Origin of the sequence: Acidovorax sp. LjRoot66 (assembly GCF_964253305.1) — a bacterium.
In the GTDB taxonomy this organism is placed as follows: Bacteria; Pseudomonadota; Gammaproteobacteria; order Burkholderiales; family Burkholderiaceae_C; genus Acidovorax.
The window spans coordinates 445,399-464,772 of the sequence record NZ_CAXUQU020000002.1 but is presented as its reverse complement, the minus strand read 5'-3'; the positions used below and the strand labels follow the sequence as shown (position 1 = coordinate 464,772).

At 59.5% G+C, this 19,374-nt stretch carries 16 protein-coding genes and 2 pseudogenes; 6 read left to right on the top strand and 12 right to left on the bottom strand.

Features of this window, described 5'->3' with window-relative positions; translation table 11 throughout:
• Positions 1–5: 5 nt before the first annotated feature.
• The 6 genes and pseudogenes from tnpC to tnpA (ACSQ3Y_RS34420) all read right to left on the bottom strand — a co-directional run.
• Positions 6–1,397 (bottom strand): annotated as a pseudogene (gene tnpC / locus ACSQ3Y_RS34445) (IS66 family transposase); the annotation flags it as partial.
• Between the two features lie 75 nt (positions 1,398–1,472).
• Positions 1,473–1,808, bottom strand: coding sequence for an IS66 family insertion sequence element accessory protein TnpB (gene tnpB, locus ACSQ3Y_RS34440; RefSeq protein WP_436180475.1), 336 nt, complete (start codon positions 1,806–1,808; stop codon positions 1,473–1,475).
• Positions 1,805–2,236: an IS66-like element accessory protein TnpA gene (tnpA, locus tag ACSQ3Y_RS34435; RefSeq protein WP_436180474.1), complete on the bottom strand. Its 432-nt coding sequence runs from the start codon at positions 2,234–2,236 to the stop codon at positions 1,805–1,807. The genes tnpB (ACSQ3Y_RS34440) and tnpA (ACSQ3Y_RS34435) overlap by 4 nt, the downstream gene beginning before the upstream one ends.
• Before the next feature lie 325 nt (positions 2,237–2,561).
• Positions 2,562–2,738, bottom strand: coding sequence for a hypothetical protein (locus ACSQ3Y_RS34430; RefSeq protein ID WP_436180473.1), 177 nt, complete (start codon positions 2,736–2,738; stop codon positions 2,562–2,564).
• A 199-nt stretch (positions 2,739–2,937) separates the two neighbouring features.
• The gene (locus ACSQ3Y_RS34425) at positions 2,938–5,283 is read right to left on the bottom strand and encodes a tyrosine-type recombinase/integrase (RefSeq protein WP_436180472.1); all 2,346 of its coding nucleotides are present in this window, start codon (positions 5,281–5,283) and stop codon (positions 2,938–2,940) included.
• 138 nt (positions 5,284–5,421) lie between these two features.
• Positions 5,422–5,853, bottom strand: coding sequence for an IS200/IS605 family transposase (gene tnpA, locus ACSQ3Y_RS34420; RefSeq protein ID WP_007849472.1), 432 nt, complete (start codon positions 5,851–5,853; stop codon positions 5,422–5,424).
• Between the two features lie 1,343 nt (positions 5,854–7,196).
• Here tnpA (ACSQ3Y_RS34420) and parA point away from each other — a divergent pair.
• Both parA and ACSQ3Y_RS34410 read left to right on the top strand, forming a co-directional pair.
• Positions 7,197–7,871, top strand: a complete 675-nt coding sequence (gene parA / locus ACSQ3Y_RS34415; protein WP_436180471.1) for a ParA family partition ATPase — start codon at positions 7,197–7,199, stop codon at positions 7,869–7,871.
• Positions 7,872–7,881: 10 nt separating this feature from the next.
• Positions 7,882–8,889 (top strand): ParB/RepB/Spo0J family partition protein, encoded by a 1,008-nt coding sequence (locus tag ACSQ3Y_RS34410; protein ID WP_436180470.1) that lies wholly within the window; start codon positions 7,882–7,884, stop codon positions 8,887–8,889.
• A gap of 73 nt (positions 8,890–8,962) precedes the next feature.
• Here the strand turns inward: ACSQ3Y_RS34410 and ACSQ3Y_RS34405 are convergent.
• From ACSQ3Y_RS34405 to ACSQ3Y_RS34390, 4 genes and pseudogenes are all read right to left on the bottom strand, one after another.
• Positions 8,963–9,367: pseudogene (locus ACSQ3Y_RS34405) on the bottom strand (IS66 family transposase); the annotation flags it as partial.
• Positions 9,318–9,470: a hypothetical protein gene (locus ACSQ3Y_RS34400; protein ID WP_436180469.1), complete on the bottom strand. Its 153-nt coding sequence runs from the start codon at positions 9,468–9,470 to the stop codon at positions 9,318–9,320. The pseudogene ACSQ3Y_RS34405 and the gene ACSQ3Y_RS34400, both read right to left, overlap by 50 nt.
• Before the next feature lie 65 nt (positions 9,471–9,535).
• Positions 9,536–9,868 (bottom strand): IS66 family insertion sequence element accessory protein TnpB, encoded by a 333-nt coding sequence (tnpB, locus tag ACSQ3Y_RS34395; protein WP_436180468.1) that lies wholly within the window; start codon positions 9,866–9,868, stop codon positions 9,536–9,538.
• Positions 9,865–10,365 carry a transposase gene (locus tag ACSQ3Y_RS34390; protein ID WP_436180493.1) on the bottom strand — a complete coding sequence of 167 codons (501 nt, stop codon included), beginning with the start codon at positions 10,363–10,365 and terminating at the stop codon, positions 9,865–9,867. The genes tnpB (ACSQ3Y_RS34395) and ACSQ3Y_RS34390 overlap by 4 nt, the downstream gene beginning before the upstream one ends.
• 1,339 nt (positions 10,366–11,704) lie before the next feature.
• Here ACSQ3Y_RS34390 and ACSQ3Y_RS34385 point away from each other — a divergent pair.
• The 3 genes from ACSQ3Y_RS34385 to ACSQ3Y_RS34375 all read left to right on the top strand — a co-directional run bounded on the left by ACSQ3Y_RS34385 (position 11,705) and on the right by ACSQ3Y_RS34375 (position 16,743).
• Positions 11,705–13,369: a replication initiation protein gene (locus ACSQ3Y_RS34385; protein WP_436180467.1), complete on the top strand. Its 1,665-nt coding sequence runs from the start codon at positions 11,705–11,707 to the stop codon at positions 13,367–13,369.
• A 603-nt stretch (positions 13,370–13,972) separates the two neighbouring features.
• A complete protein-coding gene (locus ACSQ3Y_RS34380) occupies positions 13,973–16,288 on the top strand; it encodes a tyrosine-type recombinase/integrase (RefSeq protein WP_436180466.1) in 2,316 nt (771 codons plus the stop codon).
• A gap of 80 nt (positions 16,289–16,368) precedes the next feature.
• Complete coding sequence (locus ACSQ3Y_RS34375) at positions 16,369–16,743, top strand: hypothetical protein (protein WP_436180465.1); 375 nt, start codon at positions 16,369–16,371, stop codon at positions 16,741–16,743.
• A 338-nt stretch (positions 16,744–17,081) separates the two neighbouring features.
• On the opposite strand, the gene ACSQ3Y_RS34370 is transcribed toward ACSQ3Y_RS34375, so the two are convergent.
• Both ACSQ3Y_RS34370 and ACSQ3Y_RS34365 read right to left on the bottom strand, forming a co-directional pair.
• The gene (locus ACSQ3Y_RS34370) at positions 17,082–17,369 is read right to left on the bottom strand and encodes an H-NS histone family protein (protein WP_436180464.1); all 288 of its coding nucleotides are present in this window, start codon (positions 17,367–17,369) and stop codon (positions 17,082–17,084) included.
• A 42-nt stretch (positions 17,370–17,411) separates the two neighbouring features.
• Positions 17,412–18,284 (bottom strand): PD-(D/E)XK nuclease-like domain-containing protein, encoded by an 873-nt coding sequence (locus ACSQ3Y_RS34365; protein WP_436180463.1) that lies wholly within the window; start codon positions 18,282–18,284, stop codon positions 17,412–17,414.
• A gap of 82 nt (positions 18,285–18,366) precedes the next feature.
• Here ACSQ3Y_RS34365 and ACSQ3Y_RS34360 point away from each other — a divergent pair, with 82 nt between their 5' ends.
• Positions 18,367–19,329 (top strand): hypothetical protein, encoded by a 963-nt coding sequence (locus tag ACSQ3Y_RS34360; protein ID WP_436180462.1) that lies wholly within the window; start codon positions 18,367–18,369, stop codon positions 19,327–19,329.
• The last annotated feature ends 45 nt before the right edge of the window (positions 19,330–19,374 follow it).

The following is a 19,374-nucleotide window of genomic DNA, read 5'->3' as shown; positions in this document are numbered from 1 at the left end:
GCGGTATCGGTGCCTTGGGCCGGCCTGGCCCTGGTCGCCGACACCACAGCGCCGAGCCGACTGCGCATAAAACCGGAGTTCGCCTTATTGCGCCCGATGGCAATGGGGCGGATCTGGTTCTCGATGTGGTTGTTGTCAATGGGCAATCGCCCATCAAAGGCAAAGCGTGTCAGCGCCTCCCATCGCCTCAAGCTGTAGTCGAGGGCGCGTGCGATCGCTGATCCTTCCGGGACCTTCTGCCGCGTCTGGACCATCCACCAATGAAGCGCGTCGAGGATCGGTCTGGACCGAGCCTGGCGCTCGTTCAATCGCTCCTCGGCACTTGACCCCTGCAGGTCTCTCTCGACGTCGTAGATTCGGCCAAACTGCTTCAAGGCACTCTCGGCAACGACACTCTTGCTCGTGGCATGCAGGTCGAAGAACTTGCGCCTGGCGTGGGTCAGGCAACCGACCTCGGTGATGCCCTGGGTCATCAATGCCTTGTAGCCAGAGAAGTCGTCGCAGACCAGGCTACCCTGCCAGCCTTGCAGGAACGCGCGCGCGTGCGCTCCAGCACGGCTCTCGCAAAAGTCGTAGATCACTGCTCGGGTGTCTTCAAACGCACCTGGTGCATAGGCCCAGAGATAGGAACGGTGCGTCTTGCCTGTACCGGGCTTGAGCATCGCCACAGGGGTCTCGTCGGCATGAAGCACTGGATGGCAGAGGACGTCGACGCGCAATGCATCCACGAGAGGCTGCAGCTGAACTCCGCAGGTGCCAACCCACTGCGCGAGCGTGGAGCGCGGGACCGCATAGCCTGCGCGGCCGAAAATCGCTTCCTGGCGGTACAGCGGCAAGTGATCTGCGAACTTGGCCACCAGGACGTGCGCCAGAAGGCCAGCGGTTGGAACGCCTTTGTCGATGACATGCGCAGCGACCGGCGCTTGCACCAGCCGCTCGCACTTCCTACACGCCCACTTGCCGCGTATGTGGCGCTCGACGGTGAACACGCCTGGGACATAGTCCAGCTTCTCTGCGATGTCTTCGCCAATGCGCTTCATCTGGCAGCCGCATGGGCACACGGTCGATTCGGGCTCGTGCAGCACCTCGCGGCGCGGCAACTGGGGCGGGAGCAGTTGCCGCTTGGGCTGCATTCTGGCGTTGTGGGCCACCTGCGCCACTGGGGGGTGTGCGTCGATCGCCACATCCTCAACGAGACAGTCGTCGAACAGGCTGAACTGGTCGGTACCGAACCGCTCTGATTGCGCGGCGAACTTCATGCGCTTGAGGAGTGCGTTCTCGTGGGTGAGCTTGTCTATCAACGCCTGCTTGTGCTTGACCTCTGCAGTGAGCCGGACGGTGAGCCCGCGCAGCTGAACTGCGCTGAGACCATCCAGGGATTGCGACTGCACCACCATGGCTTGGCAGTGTGGATCCGATTGGGCCAGCGAGGAACTGTCGAATGCCCGGATTGCCAGGCGAGCGTAATTGCCTCAAACGAGCGCGATGACGCCATCGTCGCCAAGGCGCTGCCATGGCAGGCCGAGGACCAGGGCACTCAGCTGTGCCTGGCTGATCGAGAGCTGTTGCGCGCCACCTGGCATCGGCCACACGAAGCGGCCTTGGTGCAGCCTGCGCGCGCACAGCCAGACGCCGATCCCGTCGTGCACGAGCACCTTCAGTCGGTTGCCGCGTTTGTTGACGAAGAGGTAGGCATGATGGGGATGGGCAGCTCCGAAGACGATGACCACGCGCGCCAGTACCGTCTCGGTGCCTGCACGCATGTCCATAGGGGCAATGGCCAGCCAGGCGGCGTCGATGCGGATCATCGAAGCCAGTCGCGCAGCCAGGCCCCGCAGGACGTGGCACATTCGGTAGGCCAGTCGATGGAGACGACAGCCGATCCGCGGCGCACCTCGATGCGGATTGCACAGCTCGAACCGGTCGCCTCAGATGGCACAGGAGCTGTACCGGCCTCGGCTTCAATCACAGTGGCATCCTGCAGTTGAAGTGGCACGAACTGCTGACCTGATGCTTCAGCCGCCTCGACCAGAACGCGCTGACGCGCTTCTCGGATCCAGCGGTGGACCATGTTCGCGTTCAGGCTGTGGCTGAGCGCGACGCCCGAGACCGACGCCCCCTCCTGAGAGCATTGCAGCAGGACCTGGGCCTTCAACTGCGCGCAGTATGCCCGGCGCTTGGGCACTTCGAGTGTTGACTCTCTTAGCATCGTGTCCACGATCTCCTTCGTGTACACGATGCCCTATCGAGCAGAACGGCTCAAGATGAGTTCACCGTCCGCTTACGATGCACATCGATGCTATGCGGCTCGCAGTGGACCCTGTGGACATTCGTGCCGGGACTGCCTGATCGCCTGCGTGGTGCAGGTCTTTGGCGCAGCGCAGGCCCACCACACTGGCCATGGCTGCGCTTTGCCCCTTGCCTGGCATGGCAGCAACCGGGTAGCTTTATTTCGTCAACGGCCCTCCAACTGACGGTACCTAACCTAGACCAAGGCACACGCCATCGCGCAGGCTGGGTCAGTGCCGCCGTGAAGGCATGGACGGGAATCTGCGCCCTGCCTATGCTGGTCGCGAGTCGTCAGAACGCAGGCACCCCATCAGCATGACCTCTTGGGCCCCCACCTCGACAACATGCCCGGCCAGCGCGTACTCCCGCACTTGCTGCAACCCCCCGGCGTTGATCCGGTAGGCCTGCCCTCCCACCTGCAACAGCTCCACGCTGCGCAGCGTGTCCAAGTCGCCACTGGGAATGTGGCGCACCAGCACTTCGCGACTCTTGGTGCAGCAGGAGTAAGTCAGGGGCCTGACGCAAGCGGGCAGCAGCACGGGCGCGTTCACCCTCACCCTGGCGGGCCAGGCATGGCGCCTGGAAACCTCTTTGATCACACAGTCACCCTCGTGCCCAAACCCTGCCCTGCCCGCCTCGCCGTGACCGTCACACTGATCCGAGTGTGGACCTGATTGCTCCAACGGCAGCGATGGTGTCCTTCTGGTCCGCTTGCACGTAGATGGCCGTCGTCGCCATGGAGGAATGGCCAAGCACTTTTTGGACGATGGCCAGGTTCTTGCCGGTCACCCGCAGCAACAGGTGAGCAAAAGTGTGGCGCATCCAGTGCGTGGAGGCCTTCGAGAAGCGCGCCTGCTGGTCGGTATCCCGGCTGGTCTGGCCGCACAGCGCGAAAAACCGCTTGAGTTCCGCATAGATCGCGGGCGCCGACAGCTCCCCGCAGACACCGGCCTCGGCTACCGCTCCTCCAGGTGGCACATCTTGGCGTCCTGCCCCACCGCCGGCCGCAGCACCTGGTGCCTCACCTCGCTTAATGCTGCGCCGCTCGTCAAGCACTCCGATCAGGGGGAGTTCGCTATCGGGCACGTTCCCATAGCGCTTGAGCACGCCACTGGCGAGCAGCGCGCGCCGGTCCTGGCGGTGGGCCTCCAGCGCCCGCATGGCGTCGACATGGATTGGTACCTCACGCTTCTTGTTGCCCTTGCCCACCACCGCCAGCACCCAGTGGTCGCTTTCCCGGCCATCCACGCGGGCGCGCGAGAGCGCCCCCCAGCGCGCACCTTCCAACTCGGCACGGCGCAGGCCTGAGGTCTCCAGCAACTGGAGTACGGCCGCCAGCCGCCGCTTTCCGGGGCCATCGGGCAGCTGCTGAAACGTGGTGGCCACGAGTTCCATGTCCTGCTCCGACAATGAACGGCTGGTGTCCAGGGTGGCCTCCTCCCGGCCTGGTCCGGTGGGTATGCCCTCCGCAGGATTGGCGGACAGGTAGTTGGACGTGCGCCAAGCCGAGTACATCGAGCTGATCGCCGCAAACGTCAGGTTCAGGCTTCCTTGCTTCAAGGGCCCGCGCAGCGGCCGCCAGGCGCCGCCGTCGTTGCGACGTTTACCCGTATTGGAGTTCATCCAGTGCTCGGGCGGTTTCACCAGGAAATCCCGAAACTCCAGCAGGTCCATGCTGCTGAGCGAGGACAGCGCAGTGTTCTTCTCGTGCACAGCCCACATGACCAGCCGCTCGATTGCGCGTCGGTAGCTTGCCTGGGTGGCTGGCGACCTGCGCTCAATGAGCTTGAACCAAGCCTGCACGGCATCCAGGTCATCGTGCGCCTGCAGGGTATTGGGACTGTAACTCCTGTACACGCCCTGCTCGCCCCGCAAATGGCTGGGCCAGGTCGCCTGCGTGACCGGCGCCGGCCCGCGCTGCACAGGAACGAGCCCTTCGGCCGGCTTGGCCACCGTAAGGGCCGCGGCCTTGGCCAGCTGCAGCCCGATCTTTGGCAGACCCTGCGCAGGTTGCAGGCGCCATTTGAGGAGCCAGGCCTCCAGGGCACGGGCACGGGCAACGCCGTATCGCGGCACCCCTTTGAACCAGCGCTCGCCGCGCAGCGCAATCCAGTCCACCAGATTGCCCAGAGTGATCAGGCCCGCCGATGCCAGGGCCTGCTGCTGGTCGGGATTGAGCCGAATCCACTGCACGATGGGATGCCCCAGTTCGGGCACGACCGACAGGCGCGCTCCCAGCCAGTCGATCGCGCCGAGAAGTACCTCGATACGGCCGGCAGCGCTTCCTGTGGCCAACGTGGGGGCCTGGCGTGTAGCTGCGGCCACGGGCACGCCCTCCCCTCGCGCCGGTTCCAGAGGCAATTGCAGCTCCGGCGCCAAGGGCGCGCCTGCAGTGGCCGTGCCGCCGGGGTACTCGGCCTCGTACATCTCGATCAGCTCGGCCTCGCCGTACATATCCTCGTCGAACTGGCTTGCAAACTCTTCCAGCGTCGGCACCGTGGCCTCCGGCGCCGATGCGGGTTGGGATGCAGGCACATCCGGGCTGGACAGCAGAGGTGGCGCCGCTTCGGCGATCTCCTGGGCGGAAGGTAGACGGCTTTTGCCCACGGAAAGCAGTGCCAGCAGATCCTGCACCATGGCGCGCGCTGTGTCGCTGTCACCCAAGGTCACAGCCCCTGCGGCCACCCGCTGCAGCAGTTGGCGGTTGAACTGCTCGAGAGCGGCCCGCTCCGGCATGCGACCGGGCCACAGCAGATACTGGCGCGCGGCCACCGTCAGGTCCACGCCCTGGGCCAGCGCACGCAGAAACGCGAACTCGTCGGCGGTGACGTGTCCATGCTCCGTGCGCGTCTTGGAGCCCAAAGGCCGTCCGCGCCGGCGCTTTAGGCGGGCGCCGGGAGCGGCCAGCATGCCGCCAGGGGCGGCCTCGTCATCGATCAGCACGGGGCGGTGGTGGCGTACGCCTGGCTGGTCGGTGGAGTTCTCAGGGGGCATGTGATCGATTTCCTCGGCTTGCCAGGGAGTAACCATCCCCCGGCAAAGCCGGGGGCTTTCGGGATGTGAGCCGCTCAAAGCGGCTAAACGGGGTCGCTAACGCGGCCCCAACTCTTTGCGCCACCTATTCGGTGGCCGCTACCTCCACAATCCAAGCTGTTCCAATCTCGCGTCCTCCTCCTCTTGGTGCCTTATGTAGTTTCGGATCACCTCTTCGTCTCGTCCCACCGTCGAAACAAAGTACCCTCGCGCCCAAAAGTGTTGGCCTACAAAATTCCTTCTGCGCTCCGCATACACCCTGGCCAGATGGATCGCGCTCTTGCCCTTGATGTATCCCACCACCTGCGACACCGCGTATTTCGGCGGTATCGATAGCATCATGTGCACGTGGTCCGGCATCAGATGCCCCTCTTCTATCTGGCTCTCTTTTTGACTCGCCAATGTCCGAAACACCTCCCCCAGGTGCTTTCGCAGCTCCAGGTACAGCGTCTTTCTTCGACATTTCGGTATGAACACCACGTGATACTTGCAGTCCCATTTCGTGTGATTTAGGCTTTCTATCTTGTCCATCCAGTTCTTCCTTTCGTTTGCTTGGCGGCTCACGATTGGCAGTTTCTGCGATGGACATCCATACCTACGAATACGTCAAACTTCTACTGCCTCCCCGGCAGAGCCGGGGGGTCTCCCAACGGACTAGAGCCAATGGTGAGCTTGCACGGGGACCTGCTGCGAGGGCTGCGCTTAGCAAGTGGCATCTGCTGTTCCGCGCGGAACACCGCCCTCACCTACCCGCTTTGACCATCCGCATGCCTTCAAGCAGAGGCCATTTCCCGACGAAAAAGGAAATTCGCTCAATTAGCAAGCGATAAGATCAGAATCGCTCGCCACAAGCACCACGGACTTTTCCCTCACCTGTCATCGCGCGGGACTCGCCGAGGAAACACGAGCGTTAAATCGCTTACAGGTGGCCCGCAATACGCTTCACGGCGTCGGCGAACAATAGTTCTCCGGCGACTTCGACACTGCTGCATGCAAGCGTCACACCATTTAAGGCGCGGTGATTGCACCCCCGGCCCAGTGGCACATCAAAGCCGCCGATTTGCATTGCATACAAGGAACCGATTTCGAGATCAAGTAACGTGCTGCAGAGCGTCTTTCCAACACAGAAGAGGCTCTGGAATTCATCGGGGGCTTTTTTGGCCTAGTTTCCAAACGAATGCGTTCGCGCGTGAAAGCGGCCATTGACCGACTCCCTCTCGCTTGAGAACGAACCGCTCGACTTTCAGCGCTGAAAGTCACCAATGAAGCGCACCACACCCAGTAGATAACAAAAGAACGTCCAAGCCGAAAAAATATAAATTTTCTATACTGGAAAACTTGAAGTCGTATCGGCTTTGATAACCGAAAAATTCAGACCACTCCTGAGCTAAGAAACTCCGCGACGGGCAGACCGCACTCAGGCTTACAACAAAGAACAAGTTCCAGCTCGCTTTAAGGGAGTCATGAGATCACCCTCAAACAGGGAAGATTGATTCTGCGCTCAACTTTCAGCTCTGAAAGTCCATGAGGCCTCTCCGCTACTTACCAATAGTTGATCAACTCCTCGCTGCCACAGCACACCTACATACCCAAACAGCAAACACTCAGGCGAATGCACAAGGATTGACGATTCCACCTGCCAGTTACGCCGACTGGAGGAACTTTCAGCGCTGAAAGTTGTGACATTGCAGCATGACGAGGATGCCCCGCCCGAACACCCCTCGAAGAGCACCCAATGAGCAAATCTTGACAAGAAATTATTATTCCCTTGTTGTTAGATGTTATTTCTTTGTTTATTGGACTAAAATTCCGACATCAGTGAATCGGGCGAGACTTTCAGCGCTGAAAGTCCGCCCACCTCTAAGGAGTAGGCAATGACAGCAAAAGTGGTCACGGTTTTCAACCAAAAGGGCGGCTGCGGGAAGACCACCATCGCAATGAGCCTGGCCGGCTCATTAGGACTTCGCGGCTACACGTCGCTAGTGGTCGACATGGATCCACAAGGGACCGCCAGCCGGTGGGCGAGTTCTGCACCGGAAGAGCGTCCTTTCCCAGCTTCAGTGATGAGCCTTGCCCCTATGGAGGGGAAGATGCATAGGGAAGTAAGAAATCACATCGATAAATTTGATGTAATATTCATAGATTGTCCTCCTGCAATGAACTCTGCGGCTCCCACTTCAGCCATGCTGGTCTCCGACTTGGCGTTGATACCTCTGGTCCCCAGCCCGGCGGATATTTGGGCCGCGGAGTCTGCAAAGAAATTGGCAGAGGCGGCGCAGGCCAACAACGAAGAACTCGTCGCACGGGTCGTTGCCAACATGGTTCAGCGCTCGACTTCGTTGGCAAAGGAACTGTTGGAGCTCTTGGATGAGGACAAGGACTTTCCTCTCCTCAAAGCAACCCTGGGCTCCCGAGCCGCATTTAGAGAGGCTCAGATCCTTGGATCCACCGTTCACCAGGTTCCTCGCGCCACAGCTGCCGTGGAAGAGGTGGAGGCAATGGCCGAAGAAGTGCTCGGCTTATTGAACCTTCCCTCCCGCAAGAACTAAGGACTAAAGAATGACTTCCAAAGTCGACCGCAAAGCGGCTATGCGAGCCTCCCTCTCAGCTGAAAAGCGGGATGTACACGCCCGGTTTGCCGCAGCGGATGCAGTGCTTTCCGAGCGTCCAGCTGGCCTTGCTGTCGCAGCGCCCCCAGCAGTCGCCTCTGCAGAGGTGCCGGCCGGCCCGACTTTCAGCGCTGAAAGTCCCGTCCCGCTTCACCAGCGGATTGTCTCCGCACCTCTCGATAGGGTGCATGAGAACCCGCTGAATGCTCGCCACATCTACGATCCTGAAATCGTCAAGGAATTGGCGGCGTCGATTGCGACTCGCGGTCAACTCGTTCCAGCATCAGCGATAGAGCACCCGACGATTCCTGGCGACTACCTTCTGATCGATGGTCACTACCGAAAAAAGGCACTGGCCGCAGCTGGTCAACACACCGTTGACTTAGTAATCCGTGCACACGAGGGCGATCTCGAACTCTACCGTGTGAGCTGGCTGCTCAATGAGGAACGCAGCGCGCAAAGTTGCCTGGACAACGCGTTCGCGTGGCGAAAGCTGATCGACAAAGGCTTGGTGCAAACCGAGTTGCAGATCGCTGAGCTCCTGGGGGTTTCGCTCTCAACGGTGAACAAGACCATTGCACTGCTGAATCTTCCCACCGCTGTGCTCGACCGGATGCACGATAAGCCGGAAAAGTTCGGTGTGTTCGTTGGCTACGAGATTACTTTGGCCGCCAAGAAAGTGAACGAGACAGAAGTACTTGCGCTAGTAAACCGCATCATCGAAGAGGACCTGTCGTCTCGGGAGGTCAGCGCGATACGGGCGAAGCTTGATACGGGCGAGAAGCGCAAGCCGAAAGAAACGTCCCGTCAGTACAAGATCCAACGCACCGGTCAACAGATCGGATCCCTCAAGGAATGGGACTCTGGAAAGGTCGCACTGGAGGTTGTGCTTTCGGATCCAAAAGAAAGGGCCGCACTCGTCGCCGAGTTGAGATCCCGATTCGGCCTGGCTGACTGATCGAGAATTCGGTCCAAAGGTTGTGAACACGCGGCAATCCCCTGTTGACCGCATCCGCCCAGCCGGCTATCGATCAGTCGCTCGCAGCTTGCCAACGATGCGGCAGCAACTCTTGCACCCGGCTGGCCCTGTGCGTGGGCAGCCGCGTCAGCACACCCTTGAGGTAGGCATAGGGGTCATGCCCGTTCATGCGGACCCACTGCACCAAGCTCATCACAGCCTCCGCCCGTTGGCCCGCGCGCAAGCTGCCGGCGAACAGCCAGTTGCTCTGCCAATGGCAATCAGCCGGATCTTGTTTTCGATCCAGATGTTGTCCACGGGCAATTACCCTTCATCAACGAGGCGAGTCAGCGCAGACCAGCGCCTTGGCCGTCGCTGAGCTGTCCGGCAGTTTTTGCCGCTACAGCGCCATCCATTCGTGCAGCGCATCAAGCACCGGTTTGGTGTGCTGCTGGCGAATGCCCCTGAGCGAGTTTGGCGTTGAGCGCCTGGCTGTGGCGCAGCTCGGTGAGCAGGCGCGCGGTCATCTCGCGCAATTGCTCGGCGCTCAGATGATCCAGGGATTGCGGCTGCATCAACATGGCAGGCAGTGTGCCCAGGATGGCACTGCGCTGTCATGCGCAGATCCACGGATTGCACGGCGGCTTCAGACCACGGTGATGATGCCGGCGCTTCCCATGCGCTGCCAGGGCAGACCCAGGACCAGGGCCTGGAGCTGATCGGACTCCAACTGCCACTCTTCATTGCCTGGTGCCGGCCAGATGAACTTGCCCCGGTTCAGGCGGCGAGCCGCCAGCCAGATGCCGATGCCGTCGTGCACCAGCACCTTGATGCGGTTGGCGCGCTTGTTGGCGAACAGATAGGCGTGGTGGGGGTGGGCGGCGCCGAACACGGTGACCACCCGGGCCAGCGCCGTGTCGGTGCCGGCGCGCATGTCCAGCGGGGCAGTGGCAAGCCAGGCAGCCTGGATGCGTATCATTGCCGCAGCACCTGCAACAGACCCTGCAATGCGCGGGAACACTCGGCAGCAGCGCCCACAGGCCAGTTGACCGTCACGAGGGTGCCGTGATGGCAGCACTCGATGCGGATGTCTGAGGAGGCAGCTGCCGATGCAGCACTGGTGGGGGCCGCATGTGCACCCGCTGCCTGGGGACCCATCACTGGCGAGCCCAGTGTCATGGCGATGAAGGCGGGTGCGGGGTTGGCAGGCACCGGATGGGCCTGATGTGCTGGGGCGCAAACAGGCTGTGGATCGACCATGGGCTCAGCCGCTGCATCGTCGCAGTGTGGGGCGATGCAGCTCGCAACAGCATGCGCTGTATCGCATGCGCTCGGGTGTAGGCCCTGACGGTGCTCCTTGAGCCAGCGATGCACCACGTTGGCATTCATGCCATGTTCACGCGCCGTGGCGGCAATCGATGCGCCGGGCTGCTGGCACGCGGCGATCAGTTCAGCCTTGAATTGCGCGCTGTAGATCCGGCGAGTGCGTGGGGCGCAGGAGCGCTAATCGGAATCTCTTGAGGCATGGTGTGCACGATGGTGCTTGCAATTGCTCAACTGCGGTAGATGGGTTGGTCGGACGGAAACCAAAGGTGAGCTTCCACAGGGAGTGGATACTGCTATTGCCAAGAGGAAGGCCCGCAAGGAACGGCCTGGAAGCTCTTTAGCAATGCGATCTCGGCTTCACTGGTCTGCTGCCTCTCTGCGGATCTTTCAAGCGCTCATATGGACCTCGTTTTTCATCGAAGGTGAGCCTTTACAGGGAGCGAGAATAGACCCTTCTTTTCGCGCTCGCGGACGCACCCATCTCTGCGGGTGGGATGCAGTGCCAGAGTGGGCCCACACCCACGCAATGCCTAAAGGTGAGCTTTTCCAGGGCCCGCACAAACTGCGGTTCTAGGGAGGAAAAGAGGGCGGTTTAACCTACCTGCGCATCGAAGGTGAGCTTCTACAGGGACGTCCGATGCGCGACTAGTTCCCAGGGCGGGTGCCTCCAATCTGTCCAGGACGCGATTCTCACTGGTGGTGGCTAAACCGATCAGCACTTCCATTTCGTCCAACCAGACGTCTCTGTAGAGCACCAAAGGTGAGACTCAACAGGGACTAACAAGCGACTACTGGTCGGAGCAGAAGAATAGAAGTGTGTGCTTGCTCCTAAAAATAGCCTTATCCCAAGCCGATCCTGGGAAGGGTGAGCCTCTACGGGGAGCGAACAAATGGTGCCTATGCCGTTGTTTATCCGATCTGGACCGACCGCTATCGCCACGATCCTTACTAACCGACCGCAAAAGGTGAGCTCCATCAGGGACCTGTCTAACACCCTTTGCTGACCGTGCCCCGGTAGGATGGACTCGTACTCATCAGCTAACGGTGAGCTTCTACAGGGAATGCGGCCTACAGACGGACCTAGTTGGTTGGCCAGCCACTTAGGTAAAACGCCAGACTTCTCTAAGCGAGGCATCCGAGACGGTGAGCTTTTACAGGGACTGGCTCTGGATAGTGCGTTGGCGGTGGATCAACGTGGTTCGTCGCCGGTCAGCACTTTGGCGATCTGATGTTCGGTATTGGATCTCGCATGCAACGCCAGCGCGCAGTTGAGTCTTTTTATATTAAACATCCTTGGAAACCTTAAATACAATTAAGCGCTGCGAAACCTAAGGCCAGTGCGGCTTGCGAGCCGTTGAGGTGAGTGGATTCGGGGACTGAGGTGAGCCCGCACAGGGACATAGGTGAGACGCTCCGGGGGCCGGACACCCCAATGGTGAGTTCGTACAGGGACTACAGGTGAGTGGATTCAGGGGCAAAGTACGGAAAGGTGAGCCTCTACGGGGTGTGGACAATATGGCAGACCCCACAGACGCTGATTGCTTCGAATTTCAGCTGGGCCAAGCAACTGCCGCCCAATGTTCTGCACGGTCTCACCTGGCTCAGCGAATGGTTGCAACACAGCGATGTTTCAATCGTCAACGCCGTCATCACCTTCGGAAAGGTGAAACTGCCACAAACCGATACAAAGGTGAACACTCGACGTCCTCATCGAAAGGTGAGAGAATCTCGCCGAAATTTCACCGTTAGAGCCGGTCGCTTGGCAGCGCGCATCAGGCACCGTTCAGGAAAGGTCCATGCGATGGCGAGGAAGAGCAAGGCGAAAGCAGGGGAGGTCGTCACGATAGATGCCGGCGACCTTCGCGAGTTTCGCAAGACCAACGAAGCCATTGGCTTGCGGGTGGTAGAAGGCAACCTCTCGCTGCTTTCTCGCAAGGTGTTCAACGTGATGATGTACCACGCTCAGGAAATGAAAGTTCCTGGGCTCAACGCGCCGATCAACACAGCTGCGGCCAAGAAGTACTTCTGGATTCCTCTTTCAGATCTCGCCCGGGACGCTGCCTATGACAGCAAGGACGTGCAGTACCTGAAGAAGCAACTTGAAGAGATGCAAAACATCAAGCTGCTCATGGAGAACGAGCGACAATGGACGAGCGAGCGGCTGGTCTCCTCCGTTACTTTGGTGAACCCTGCGGGGCTAAACAAGCACGGGGGCCAAGTGTGGTTCGGTTTTGCCTTTCCCCCGGAGGTGCACGAGCAAGTAATGGCTCCGAGCACATACACCCGGCTCTCGATCGTCTACCAAAGCTCCCTCAAATCGGGGTCAGCGCTTGCGCTATACGAAATTTGTCGTCGCTATGCGACCAATCCATCGAAGGTCACGTTCATTCAGACCTATGAGCACTGGTACGGCGTGATCACCGGCAACTCCATTTCGGACTCGACGCCACCTGTCTACAAGTACTTCAAGCGCGACACGCTAAAACCGGCCATCGCAGAAATCAACGCGCTCACTGACATCAACATCGAACTGATCGAGCACAAGAACGGCCGACGCGTTGAGAAGCTGCAGTTTAGGGTCGAGCAGACAAAGCAAGCCCAGTTGGAGTTCCCCGCACCACCCATCATTGACATGGAGTTGATGACCCGGGTTATGAAGTTCGGCTTCAGCCAGGCAGACGCCAGCGACCTGGTCGCCCAGCACAGTGACGACGTCTTGCGCACCGCTATTACTCGGGTGGAAGCTCGTGCCGAGTCTAAGGGGATGACCCCTCTTGAGACGCCAGCAGGCTACTTCCGTTGGGCTCTCCAAGAACTCGCGCGCAATCCGACGCCCATGCCAGCCCTGGCGGCTCCAAAGGCAGGCTCGTTGTCAGGCAAGGCGAGCGGACGAAATGTCATGGAGCGCTTCCTTGCTGCTAGGGCCGTTGAGGCGCTTGGGGTCTACAAGGAGCTGGATGATGTAGAACGCAAGACGCTTTTCGAATCGTTCAAGGCACATCACGCCACGAAGTCTCTGAAGCTCGATAAGGGACTTGATAGCGCTGCGGTGCGAGGGATCTTCGCGCCCTGGTACGCGAAGGAGCTGTGGGGCGAGCCCACCGCCCAGGCGTTGGCCCAATTCATCGAGGAGTTTGGGGCCGCATCCAGCTAGCCAGTACCTGCACTTCGCTCTCAGCGATCTCTACGCCGCTGCTGCCAGTCCTGAGAAGGTAGAACGAGGCGCGACGTAGTCGGAGTGGGGCATCGTGAGAACCGGCCCCTTTCCAGCTAGCAAGTAAGCCCTGGTTCTCGCACAAGCTCAACCGAGACGGAATTCGACAGCAGGCCACTATAAGCACGCTTAACGCTGCATTTGGCGCAGGAGAGTCCTGAGCTGCAGAGCTTCTGTCGCCACCTCGTTGATGTCCAAAGGAGGCTAGGGCGCCTGTGAGTGACCATTTATTGAGCGCGCGACTCGCGCCTATAAGCGAAAAATCTCGCAAAAATTAGCTGTACCAGGCAACCCGGCTGGACCCAATGGGAAGTTCGAAGTCCAGCGCCCAGGCGATGTAATTTGCCGATCTGCGGCAGCTTGGCTCGGGTGAAGGCGGCGCTGCATGGGGCAAATTTAGACTGTGGCGGCCAGATCGAAAGCATTCCCTACTGCTGATTGCCTCGAAACGAGCTGTCCGGTCTATGATTTACATTTAATTTTATAGTGACGATAATTATAGTTATCGCCTTTTTAATTGAGTGAAAAAGTGCGGTAGCTACTATGAAGGCTGCGATTGGGCAGCAGAGCCCGGCGATCACCATCGACAACGACCCCGACATGACTGCAAGCGACAGCCTTCAATCAACGCGAACCCACGCTACGGTGGTGGTGGACGAACCTACCGAGGTGCCAGCCATTAAGTTGGATCGGCCCAAGCCCCGACGTGGGCGTCCGCTCGGCTCCAAGACGCGCACCGCCCACTGCCATGTCAGTGCGGACGAGTTTGCGTTCCTCAGAGCCATCGCCCAGGGCGTGGATCTGACGGTCGCATCCAGGCAGTACTTAGTCTGGCCCGGGCGCCCACCAGAACGCGCTGCATTGATTTCGTTCTGCCAAATACTGGTGGGGCGTATAACGAGTGGCGCGCGCGAACTCCCGGACTCTTCGACGGCGCGGCGAATGTTGGTTGACCTCCAGACCTTGCAAATCGGCGTGTCGCCGACACCGGTGGCCAGCGAGTCGTCTCGCGAGGAGGCTCGTCCAGCGAGTCCCCCGTTGCGAGTCGTACCGAGCCTTGAAGCGTTTGCGAGCGAGTTCGATGAAGGGATGTTTGGCGAAGCCGAGTTGATCGAGATGTATGCAGCGGAGTACGCAGCCGAATCCGCATCTGGCCCGTCGCATGAGCCTGGCTCAGGTTCAATAGATGAAGTTGCCAGACAGCGTGTGGCCGCGGAGCCTAGGGTACTGAGCAACGTCGCTCGTATGGAGATTCTTCTTGCAGCAATCGACTGGCTGAGTGCTCAGCTTGCCGTCGCACCTGAACGTGGACATAGATTGGAGCAATGGATCTCGCTGAGCTCGGCGCAGCGCGATGCCATGAACCGCGCCGGAATTATCTTCCTAGGGGATCTTGTGGACTGGATCGCGCTGCGGGGCACTCGCTGGTTCAACGAGGTGCCGAGGTACGGGATCACCCGCGCGAGCGCGTTGGAGAATTGGCTGCTTAAGTGGGGTGTCAGGCCCAGCGAAGGCCTCCCCACGTTGGGCATGGCTGCGCTTGCGAGCAGCCGGGTGGAGAAGCCTTCGGCCATCTTGCCGCTTGCCCACTCGAATTGGCCGCTCGAGCTGCGGGGCGAAAATGGGACGTTTCGCAGTGAGCGGCCCAATACCTTCAATGCTGCCAATGACCTTGAAGCGGTGCAGGCTTGGTTTTCGATCATTCAGGAGAAGTCACAGGCGACGCAGACGAGCTATCGTCGAGCCGTGGAACGCCTTGTGCTTTGGGCGATCCACGAACGCCGTACGGCTCTGTCGTCGCTCACCACGGTAGATTTGCTGGAGTTCAAGGCATTCCTCCGTAACCCACCTGCGCACTGGGTGCAGGAAGGCAATGCACGGAAGCTGAAGGCTGAGGCTGACTGGCGGCCGCTTCGCGCGCCACTGAACGATCACAGCGTGGTTCTGACATTTGCCGCCATTGGCGCCATGTTCGCGAGCTGGAAGTCGCAGGGTTACCTCATCAGCAATCCTGCGCAGGGCATCGCAACGCAAAGGCGCGAGACCGCGACCATGGATGTCATGCGTTCGTTCTCTGTGCAGAACCTTCAGGTGATCGGAGACACATTCCAAGGCCTGGAAGAGGGGGGCAAAAAGCGAAGGCTGGCTGCGATCATCCGCTTGCTGGAATCGTCAGGACTGCGGCGGGAAGAGGTGGAGAAGGCCAAATGGGGTGACCTGGCGCGAGCCCGTCTGGAAGGGCGAGACACTGACGACCTAGTCTTGAGTGTTGAGGGCAAAGGCCGCCGCATGCGCATGGTGCCAATCAACGAAGCGACCTACCAAGCGCTGCTAGCGCATCTCACGGACCGGCAGGAATTGGCGGCAGACGGCGTGCTCGCGCACTATCGCGGACTCAAGCTTCAGGACATGCCCCTCATCGGCATACTCGATGAGCGCTGGATCAAAGGGATGGCCAAGAAGCGGCACGCTGACCGACGCCGTTTAGCCGGCGAGGCTACGCAGTTGGTCGTAGATGGTATGTCGACAGCGCACTTGGAGGACTGGTCGGTCAATGTGGATGGGGGATTGTCAGCATCGGCGATGTACTCGCAACTCAAGAGCTTCTTTCGTGAATGCGCAGTGCAAGCGGGGGAGGACCTGGAGGCGAAGGGCGCCATGCGCGGCACGTTTTCAAAGGCCTCGACCCATTGGCTACGCCATACATTCGCCCACCATGCGCTAAAGTCCAGCGAGAAGGATTTGACTGTAGTGCAGGCGTTGCTAGGGCATGCATCGATCAACACGACCGCGATCTACGTCAAGGCCGATCTTGGTTCTCGGGTGGCTGCGGTGGCGAAGATTTCGACTGCAGTTTGATGGGGCGCCGTTCGTCAGAGCAATTGCGCCATATTCCCACTCTAAGAACGCCGAGTCGTGCACGGCTGGAGATCTTTTGAATGGCCCATTTTGAACTCGACGGACACATTTTCATCGCCGAACGGCTAGTGGACGGCGTTCTATTGAATCCTGGACTGCATACAGAAGAAATGTGCACTTCAGCGAATGAAATTTCGCGATGGCTCATGCGCCCATTTGTTCTCACGGAGCGCTATGAGAGGCCAAAGAATGAATTGCTGCACGAGGAGTTGAGTGCAGCGTGGGAGCGAGCTTGGCCTACCGGCGTGAAGTTTGATGTTCGATGCGTGGACCACACTACGGTTGGTGAGTGGTCAGACTGGGGCTGTTTCCCGACACTTGAAGAAGCCCTTGAGTGCATCCGAATGCGCAGGGAGGTAGCTTTTGGGGCCATGGGAACCAGACTGCGAGATTGAAAATTTTCGCTGCAGTAGCGAGCGACTTTCAGCGCTGATAGTTTTGAAAATCTCAATCCTGACCGTCAGTGTGCTATGCCGATCTGCTCGATGGCACGGCCGTGGGCGGGCGCGGGATCTTTCGATTTCCTGGAGTTGGGGCCTTGGCTTTCCTACATGCCCAGGTAGCGCTCGAAACTGATCCGTTCGTTCCACCGATTGCGCGCCATTGGTGCGCCCCTATGCCGCTTCAGTTGTCTCGATCAACCCAATGCTCCATTGAAGCGGTGGCCAGAAACGAGAAAGGGCCCCAAGGGGCCCTTCGATCCGCCGCATGAGCAGCAACGGGGTTACAGGCCTCAGTCCGCCATTGCGAACTGGGACCTGTCCTTGTCCTTGATCCATAGTGGCGGCTTGCCACGGCCTGTCCAGGTCGCGCCTGTCGCAGGGTCCTTGTACTTGGGCGCAACCGAAGAACCGGCGGTGGTTCTACGACGAACCGGGAAAACGTCTTCGGATGTCAGTCCAAATTCGGCAATCAGCGATCGTACTTGCGAAACAGCGTCTCCCTGTTCCCGCTTTTTCGCCTCGAGGATTTGCTGATCAAGGCGCTCACGTTGCGCCAATAGTGTTTTATAGCTGCTCATCGGTTTAAACCTATTTTTTACGGTATTTCATCTTAAACCAAATCAATTGAACGCCGCAGCTGGTTTGCGCCAAGTTGCGAGTTCGGGGGTGAATGTCTGCCAATGGTGGACATCCATTTCATATTCACCATCAAGAGATGGCCAATGGTCGACGTCACTGCAGGCTTTGATGGTCGCAAGCGCGGTTGCATATTTCCTTTCACCGTTGCGGAGAAAATCGTTGCTGCACGGCATGAAATGGACGCCATGGGGGGCAGCCGAATCCACAGGCACCAGGACAAATGGCTTCGCGGCGGGGGTTTGCTCGTAGAGCACCCGGGAAAGTGTGTACATGTAGACCGAAAGGTCGTAATGCAAAGCGATCGCGTCCTTCTGAAACTGGGCTGGGGCGCTATGCCGCGTGGATTTAAGGTCGAAGGTGAAATCGGGGTGCAGTAGGTCCAGGCGCGTGCGGCAGGCGATACCCGTGGTCGGGTCGTCAAAATAGAAGCTTGCCTCCACTTCCCCTTCCTCGATGTACTTCCAGAAGGGGCGACCCCGGAATGGCGCTTCCCGCACCTTGTCCGCCATGGCCTTGGCTGCAAAGAAGTCCGCCAGGCTCAGGCACAGCCGGCCCTCATTGATCTTGCGGAACTCCCTGGAAGCGGTGTCCTTGCCGAGCAGGCCGGGGTAGAGGGCCACTACCTGGTTGACGGTCTCCGGCTCCAGCACCAGCGCGTGGATGAGGGTGCCAAACAGTTTCTGGGGCGAGGAGGTATTCAGCTCGGTGAGGCTCGCGATGTAGTGAGCGGGATTGACCAAGGCCGTCTTGAGCATCGTGGATGACAGCACGTCCTTGTCCGCGTGGTACTGGGCATTCGACAGCGTGCGCTTTTCGCAGAGCTGGCGTTTGGTCGTGGTGATGGCGTTGTGCATGTACTCAAAATACCCTGCATTGCATCCCTGTCCAGTCCCTTTGCGGGGTTGACCGAGCGATGGCGTGGGCTAGATTGAGGCAATGACCTTTGCACCCAGCCGACGAATTGAAACAACCAACGCAATCCAACAACTGCCCGAACTCTCGGACCTCCTGGCCGTGTCGCGCGCCTTAGCCCGCGCCGACGACGTGACGCTGGAGCAACTGGTAAGGACAAGTCCTCAGCCTGAGGAGGTCTATCACCAAATCAGGCTGACGGCGCCGTTCGCATCGCACGCTTTGGGCAATGTCGGCGCGTGCGAACACTCTGCGCTGTGGGTGATCCCCATCACCACCAGCAGGGGCAGCAAGCCCGCGTCTCGCCAAGGATCAAGCTCGCCCGCCAAGGGCTCGACACTCGTCGCTCAATGGATCAGCGACTGGTTCGGCTTCAGGAATCAGGCCCGGTACTTCAATTTCATCCCAACCTACGAGGTCATCGCGCGGTTGACAGCAGGGGAGGTACGCCGTGCACTTGATGTCCTGGTGAGGCCGTCGGCATTCGCCATTCCTCGATTCAAGATAGAAAAAGGCGAGGCGACAGATCGATGCTTCGTACCGGAACTTGCCTTTATCTTGGGATCGGTGTCTCAGTTGAATGAGCCGCCCATTTTCCCGGGGGACGTTGGGGGTAGGGCGCATGCCCTCCAAGAAAAACTTTGCGGGGAGCTTGCATTTCAGAATGAGGAACGCGCTGTTCAAACGAAATCGTATTGGGCTGGCACACCTGCAGTTTTCTCCGAAGGGGTCTTGGAGGGATTGCTCCTCTGGATTGCAGCGGTACAGGCAGGATTTACGACGGAGGATCTTGATGTCCATCCGAGCGGCTTTGATGACGTAACTTTGGAGTGGACGGTGCGGTGCAATGAGAGCAATCAGCGATTGCTGCTCACGAAGCACCTCAGGTACAGCCAGCTTGGCGCAGAAGGGGTCGAATCGGTTATTTCGGCGACGGCGCACGCGGAGCGCTCGGCAATGAAGGCACACATCGGCCTCAATGCTTGACGAAAGCGCGGAGTGTGTTTTCATGGTTTGCAAGGAGATTTAAAC